This is a genomic window from Brevundimonas sp. (assembly GCF_023259385.1).
Taxonomy (GTDB): domain Bacteria; phylum Pseudomonadota; class Alphaproteobacteria; order Caulobacterales; family Caulobacteraceae; genus Brevundimonas.
The window spans coordinates 1-6,094 of record NZ_JAHFPF010000217.1; the positions used below are offsets into that span (position 1 = coordinate 1).

Consider the following 6,094-nt stretch of genomic DNA (forward strand, 5'->3'; position numbering starts at 1 on the left):
CGAGGGCGCCGGCTGGCGGATCATCGACAACACCGCCGGCCGCGACGGATCGATCCTGGCCACCAGCATCGAGGTCCTCGAGTTCGGAGACCGCTCCACCCGCGACCTGACCCCGCCCGCAGCCCCCGCCGACTTCGGCGACAAGGACCAGGGCGCTCTGACCCAGCCCGTCGCGCCGGTGGCGGATACCGCCAAGGCGATGGACGCCAGACCGCAGGTCCTGCCCGGCGACGACGACTTCATCCTCGTGGACGGCCCCGAGGTCCTGCCGCACGCCCCCTTCGACAAGGCGGACGGCGCCTTCCCCCTGGTCCAGCCGGACGACGGGCGCTCGGGGGCCTGGCTTCTGGACGTCCTGCTGGAGGATCATGCGCCGGCGCTGCACGAGCCGGACGGGCACTGGATCGCCATCGACAACCCGACGGACACGCCCTTCGCCCGCGATTGGCTCTTCTGACGACGCGCGGGGCGTTCACGGGGCTGGCGGGCCGCTGGATTCTGCGATCAGATGGCCTCTTCGCCATCTGATGTGAGACCCGGCTTGAGCCAGCCTCTGATTGAACCCGCGGCGCCCGCCGCGCCCCTGCGTCTGGAGTGTTTCCCGACCAAGCCGAACCCGCCCCAGCTCGTGCCGGGACGGCCGGAGCGCGACTGGATGGACAGCTTCGCCGCCCGCCATCCCTATCGCTGCCTGCCGCTGACCATGGCCAACACGACAGGCTGGGAGCTGCTGTGCCCGTTCGGTTTCGAGGCGGAGTGGAACGGCGGGCTGGACGCGGACTCGATCCGGTTTCGCCCGCTGGTCGAGGGATCGCCGCTGGATCACCTGGTGGTGTCCCACTTCACCCACGGGGTCATCACCTTCCATACGGGCTGGCTGTTCCGCACGCCGCCGGGCTGGGCGCTGCGGGCGTCCGGCAGTCCAAACCGGTTCAAGCACGGCCTGGCGCCGCTGGAGGGCCTGGTCGAGACTGACTGGCTCCCCTACCCCTTCACGATGAACTGGCGCTTCACCGCGCCCGGCCGGGTGCGGTTCGAGAAGGACGAGCCCTTCTGCTTCATCCAGCCGATCCAGCATCACCTGGTGGAGGCCTTCGAGCCGGTGGGCGCACCCCTGTCGACCGACGGCGACCTGTCGCGCCAGTACGAGATGTGGAAGGAAGTCCGCGCCGACTTCAACAACCGCATGGCCGACGGCGACCCGGCGGCCATGAAGCAGGCGTGGCAGCGCTACTATTTCCGCGGCGAGTTCCCGGATGCGGCCGAGGCCCGCCCTGACGGGCACGTCAACAAGCGCCGTCTGGGCGCCTTGCCCGACCCCGGGACCGGCGAGCCGGGCTGATCAGCCGCCCGACGCGTCGGGCATCGGCATGGGCATCGGATTGGCCGGCGCCGGCATCGGGATGTTGAGCGGGCGCTGCGGCGCGGGCGCCTGCGGGCGTTCCTCCTCGGACAACTGACCGTCGCCGTTCGCATCCATCCGGTCGAAAGCGCGCAGCGCCCCGGCCCCGAACTCCTCGCGGGTGACGCGGGCGTCGCGGTTGGCGTCGGATTGCGACACCAGGGCGCGCAGGCGGCCGCCGCCCATCGAGGCGACCGGCTCCTGGCTCAGGATCGTCAGCTCATTGCCGGTGACGGCGCCGTCGGCGTTGGCGTCCAGGCGCCCGAACACCCGGTCGGCCCACGGCTCCATCTCGGCGCGGGAATGCGGCAGGGCGCCCATGCCGCCGCCGCGTCCCATGCCGCCGCCGGGACTGCCCTGGGGTCCTGCCCGCGGCGGCGCGGCCTGCGGCTCTTCGGCAGGCGGCGGCGGGTTCTGGGCGAAGGCTGCAGAGGCCGACAGGAGAAGAACGGCGGAAACCGCCGGCAGAATCTGACGAAGACGCATCGAAAGCTTCCGTACACGGGTGATCGACCGCGCCAGAGTGTGCCTGTCCCGTGCGTCTGGCCAGCGCATTTTTGTTGCACGCTTGAAACACCGGCGCCCGGAACTGGCCGATGCTCGGCGCCCAGCTTTCCGCTTGCCAAATCATATAAGGATGTCCTTATATAAGGACATGTCGTTGAGCGCCGATCAGACCGTTGAAACCCTGCGCGCCGCGGGCGAACCGACCCGGCTGCGCGTCCTGTCCCTGCTGGCCGGGGAAGAGCTGTCGGTGATGGAACTGTCGCGCATCCTGGAGCAGAGCCAGCCGCGCGTGTCCCGGCACCTGAAGCTGATGGCCGACGCCGGCCTGATCGAGCGCTTCCCCGACGGCGCGCGGGTCTTCTACCGCCTGTCCTCCGATCCGCTGGCGCGCCGCCTGATCGACACCGTGCTGGACCTGCTGGACGAGACCGCAGGGGCCGACGACGACAGCCGGCTGGAAGAAGTTCGCCGCGACCGCGAAGCCGCCGCCAGCGCCTATTTCGAACGCGTCGCCCCCCAGTGGGATCGGATCCGCTCACTCTACGTCTGCGAAAGCGCCGTCGAGGCGGCCATCCTGCAAGCCGCCGGCGAGGGCCCGTTCGACCGGGTCGTGGACCTGGGCACCGGCTCGGGGCGCATGCTGACCCTGCTGGGCAAGAACGCCCGCATGTCGGTCGGCCTCGACCTCAGCCACAACATGCTCAACATCGCCCGCGCCAACGTCGCCAAGGCCGGGCTGGACAAGGTCGAGCTGCGCCACGGCGACATCTTCGCCACCCGGCTGCCCGAGCACAGCGCCGATCTGGTGCTAGTGCATCAAGTCCTGCACTACCTCGCCGATCCCGCCGCCGCCGTGGCCGAGGCGGCGCGGCTAGTCGCGCCGGGCGGCCGCCTGCTCATCGTCGACTTCGCCCCCCACCGGCTGGAGCATCTGCGCGAAGAGCACCAGCACCGACGGCTGGGCTTCGCGGATGAGGAGATGCACCGCTGGCTGGCCGGCGCGGGCCTGCGCGCCAGCGCCCCGGTCGCCCTGCCCCCCGACACCGACGGCCTGACCGTCTCCATCTGGACCGGCGAACGCCCGGCCCTGGCCCAGGCGAACGCGGCATGACCAGCCCCGTCAGCCTGGCCGAGGCCCGCGCCCTGCTGCTGTCGCCGCTGGGCCCCGTCGCCCGCGCCGGCCAGGACGCCTCGCGCCCCCGCGTCTCGTTCGAATTCTTCCCGCCCAAGAGCGATCAGGCGGAGGAAAGCCTGTGGAAGGCGATCCAGCGGCTGGCCCCGCTGAACCCGGCCTTCGTCTCGGTCACCTACGGCGCCGGCGGCTCGACCCGCGAGCGGACGCACCGCACGGTCGAGCGGATACTGACCGAGACCGATCTGCGGCCCGCCGCCCACCTCACCTGCGTCGACGCCGGCCGCGACGAGGTCGATGCGGTGATCGAGGGCTACAAGGCCGCGGGCGTGCGCCACATCGTGGCCCTGCGCGGCGATCCGCCCGGCGGATCCGGCATCGGCGGCATCTATCAGCCGCGCGCCGACGGCTACGCCAACGCCACCGAGCTGACCCGCGCCATCAGCCGCATCGGCGGCTTCGACATCACCGTCGGCGCCTATCCGGAACGCCATCCGGAAAGCCCGTCCATCGAGCACGACATCGAGGTGCTGAAGGCCAAGGTCGATGCCGGCGCCACCCGCGCGGTCAGCCAGTTCTTCTTCGACATGGACGCCTTCCTGCGCTTCCGCGACCGCGTCCGCGCGGCGGGCGTGACCATTCCCCTGATCCCCGGCATCATGCCGGTGTCCAATTTCGCCGGCCTGCAGCGCATGTGCGGCTCCTGCGGGACCTCGATCCCCGACTGGCTGGCGGCCCATTTCGACGGGCTGGACGGCGATCCCGAGACCCGCAAGCTGATCGCGGCCTCCATCGCCGCCGAAACCTGCGCCCGACTGCAGGAAGAGGGCTTCCAGGACTTCCACTTCTACACCCTGAACCGCGCCGATCTGGTCTACGCCATCTGCCGGGTGCTGGGCGTGCGCGAACAGAGAGCCGACGCGTGACCGACCTGTTTTCCCTGTCCTGCACCGGCTGTCGCTGGATCACCGAGACCCTGGGCCGTCTGCTGCCGCTGAGCGCGATCCGCCCGCTGGCCGCCTACGGGAGTCGCCGGGCATGACCGCTCCCCTGACCCGCGCCGAACGCATCGCCGCCCTGCACGCCGCCGCGAAGGACCGCATCCTGGTGCTGGACGGCAGCTGGGGCGTGATGATCCAGCGCCGCGGGCTGGACGAGGCCGACTTCCTGGGCGAGCGCTTCGTCGGCCATCCGGGCCAGATGAAGGGCAATAACGACATCCTGTGCATCACCCGCCCGGACGTCATCACCGACCTGCACGACCAATATTACGCCGCCGGCGCCGACATCAGCGAGACCAACACCTTCTCGGCCACGGTCATCGCCCAGGAGGACTATCACCTCGACGCCGAGGCGGTGTGGGACATCAACCTGGAAGGGGCCAGGCTGGCCCGCGCCTCGGCCGACCGCTGGACCGAGAAGGAGCCGCACAAGCCCCGCTTCGTCGCCGGCGCCATCGGCCCGCTGAATAAGATGCTGTCGATGTCGTCGGACGTGAACGATCCCGGCGCGCGGCTGGTGACCTTCGACCAAGTCTATGAGGCCTATCGCCACCAGGTGGAGGCTCTGCATCAGGGCGGCGTCGACCTCTATCTGATCGAGACCATCACCGACACGCTGAACTGCAAGGCCTGCATCAAGGCGATCAAGGACCTGGAAGACGAGGGTCTGGAGCCCCTGCCCATCTGGATCTCGGGCACCATCACCGACCGTTCGGGCCGCACCCTGTCGGGCCAGACGGCCGAGGGCTTCTGGAACAGCGTGCGCCATGCCAAGCCCTTCGCCATCGGCTTCAACTGCGCCCTGGGCGGCGAACTGATGCGGCCCTTCATCGCCGAACTGAGCCGCGTCGCCGACACCCTGGTCGCCGCCTACCCCAACGCCGGCCTGCCCAACGCCATGGGCCAGTACGACGAGCAGCCGCACGAGACCGCCCACTTCATCGAGGAATGGGCGCGGTCCGGGCTGGTCAACATCGTCGGCGGCTGCTGCGGCACCACGCCGGAGCATATCCAGCACGTCGCGCAGGAGGTGGCGGGCCTGCCGCCCCGCACCGTTCCCGATCGCCCGGTGGCCATGCGGCTTTCAGGCCTCGAACCGTTCGAGCTGATCGCCTGATGACCGCCGTGCGCCTCACCGCCAACGCCCCGCATGAGATAAGCGCCTTCGTGGACGCGGTCGAGGCCTTCGCGCACGGCCTGCCTGAGACGGCGCCACATGAATTCGAGCGCGACGGTGACGCCTTCGATCTTCGGATCAAGGCCCCGACTGCAGCGCATCGCGTCCTTGCCCTCTCGCTCGATGGCGGCGAGTTGGAGTATTCGCTCGGCGACGTCTGGACCGACCAGATCGATCCCAAGACGGCGGACCTGAACCAGCTTCTGGCGACGTTGGACGCGGTCCGCGATGGCCGGGTGCGCGAGGCTCGCGACCGGCGCAACGGCGTGATCTACCACCTCTATCGCCTGGACTCGCGCGGTCTGCGCACCTGGCTACGCGACGGCCAGTACTCGCTCTGGCACTGGCTGCGCCTCAAGATCCGGCGGGTCGACGTCCACACCCTGCCCCCGTTCGTTCCCGGTAAAGCTTGATGCGTCCCGTCTTCATCAACGTCGGCGAGCGAACCAACGTCACGGGCTCGGCCAAATTCCGCAAGCTGGTGGTCGAGGGCGACTATGGCGCGGCGTTGGACGTCGCGCGTCAGCAGGTCGAGGCCGGCGCGGCTATCATCGATATCAACATGGACGAGGGCCTTCTGGACGGCGCCGTGGCCATGCGGACCTTCCTCAACCTGATCGCCGCCGAGCCCGACATCGCCCGCGTGCCGGTGATGATCGACAGCTCCAAATGGGAGGTGATCGAGGCGGGGCTGAAGTGCGTCCAGGGCAAGCCGATCGTCAACTCGATCAGCATGAAGGCCGGCGAGGCCGAGTTCCGCGAGCAGGCGGTCAAATGCCTGCGCTACGGCGCCGCCGTCGTGGTCATGGCCTTTGACGAGGTGGGTCAGGCCGACACCGCCGCGCGCAAGATCGAGATCTGCACCCGCGCCTATC

General features: G+C 69.7%; 8 protein-coding genes. 7 read left to right on the forward strand and 1 reads right to left on the reverse strand.

Annotated elements, in window-relative coordinates; genetic code table 11:
* Together Q0C81_RS14700 and Q0C81_RS14705 are read left to right on the forward strand one after the other, a co-directional pair.
* Positions 1 to 457, forward strand: a 457-nt coding sequence (locus Q0C81_RS14700) for a hypothetical protein (RefSeq protein ID WP_291839512.1), incomplete at its 5' end; no start/stop codon positions are given.
* A gap of 126 nt (positions 458 to 583) precedes the next feature.
* Positions 584 to 1,342 carry a DUF6065 family protein gene (locus Q0C81_RS14705; protein WP_291839531.1) on the forward strand — a complete coding sequence of 253 codons (759 nt, stop codon included), beginning with the start codon at positions 584 to 586 and terminating at the stop codon, positions 1,340 to 1,342.
* On the opposite strand, the gene Q0C81_RS14710 is transcribed toward Q0C81_RS14705, so the two are convergent.
* Positions 1,343 to 1,888 (reverse strand): hypothetical protein, encoded by a 546-nt coding sequence (locus Q0C81_RS14710; protein WP_291839515.1) that lies wholly within the window; start codon positions 1,886 to 1,888, stop codon positions 1,343 to 1,345. It lies immediately after the preceding gene.
* Positions 1,889 to 2,057: 169 nt separating this feature from the next.
* Here Q0C81_RS14710 and Q0C81_RS14715 point away from each other — a divergent pair, with 169 nt between their 5' ends.
* The 5 genes from Q0C81_RS14715 to Q0C81_RS14735 form a co-directional block, all read left to right on the forward strand.
* Entirely contained in the window at positions 2,058 to 3,020 is a 963-nt protein-coding gene (locus Q0C81_RS14715; RefSeq protein ID WP_291839534.1) for a metalloregulator ArsR/SmtB family transcription factor, read from the forward strand.
* Complete coding sequence (metF, locus tag Q0C81_RS14720) at positions 3,017 to 3,967, forward strand: methylenetetrahydrofolate reductase [NAD(P)H] (protein WP_291839518.1); 951 nt, start codon at positions 3,017 to 3,019, stop codon at positions 3,965 to 3,967. Before Q0C81_RS14715 ends, metF begins: the two co-directional genes overlap by 4 nt.
* Positions 3,968 to 4,079: 112 nt before the next feature.
* Positions 4,080 to 5,159, forward strand: coding sequence for a homocysteine S-methyltransferase family protein (locus Q0C81_RS14725; protein ID WP_291839521.1), 1,080 nt, complete (start codon positions 4,080 to 4,082; stop codon positions 5,157 to 5,159).
* Positions 5,159 to 5,632 (forward strand): hypothetical protein, encoded by a 474-nt coding sequence (locus Q0C81_RS14730; protein WP_291839524.1) that lies wholly within the window; start codon positions 5,159 to 5,161, stop codon positions 5,630 to 5,632. The genes Q0C81_RS14725 and Q0C81_RS14730 overlap by 1 nt, the downstream gene beginning before the upstream one ends.
* Positions 5,632 to 6,094, forward strand: a 463-nt coding sequence (locus Q0C81_RS14735; RefSeq protein WP_291839528.1) for a dihydropteroate synthase, incomplete at its 3' end; no start/stop codon positions are given. The genes Q0C81_RS14730 and Q0C81_RS14735, both read left to right, overlap by 1 nt.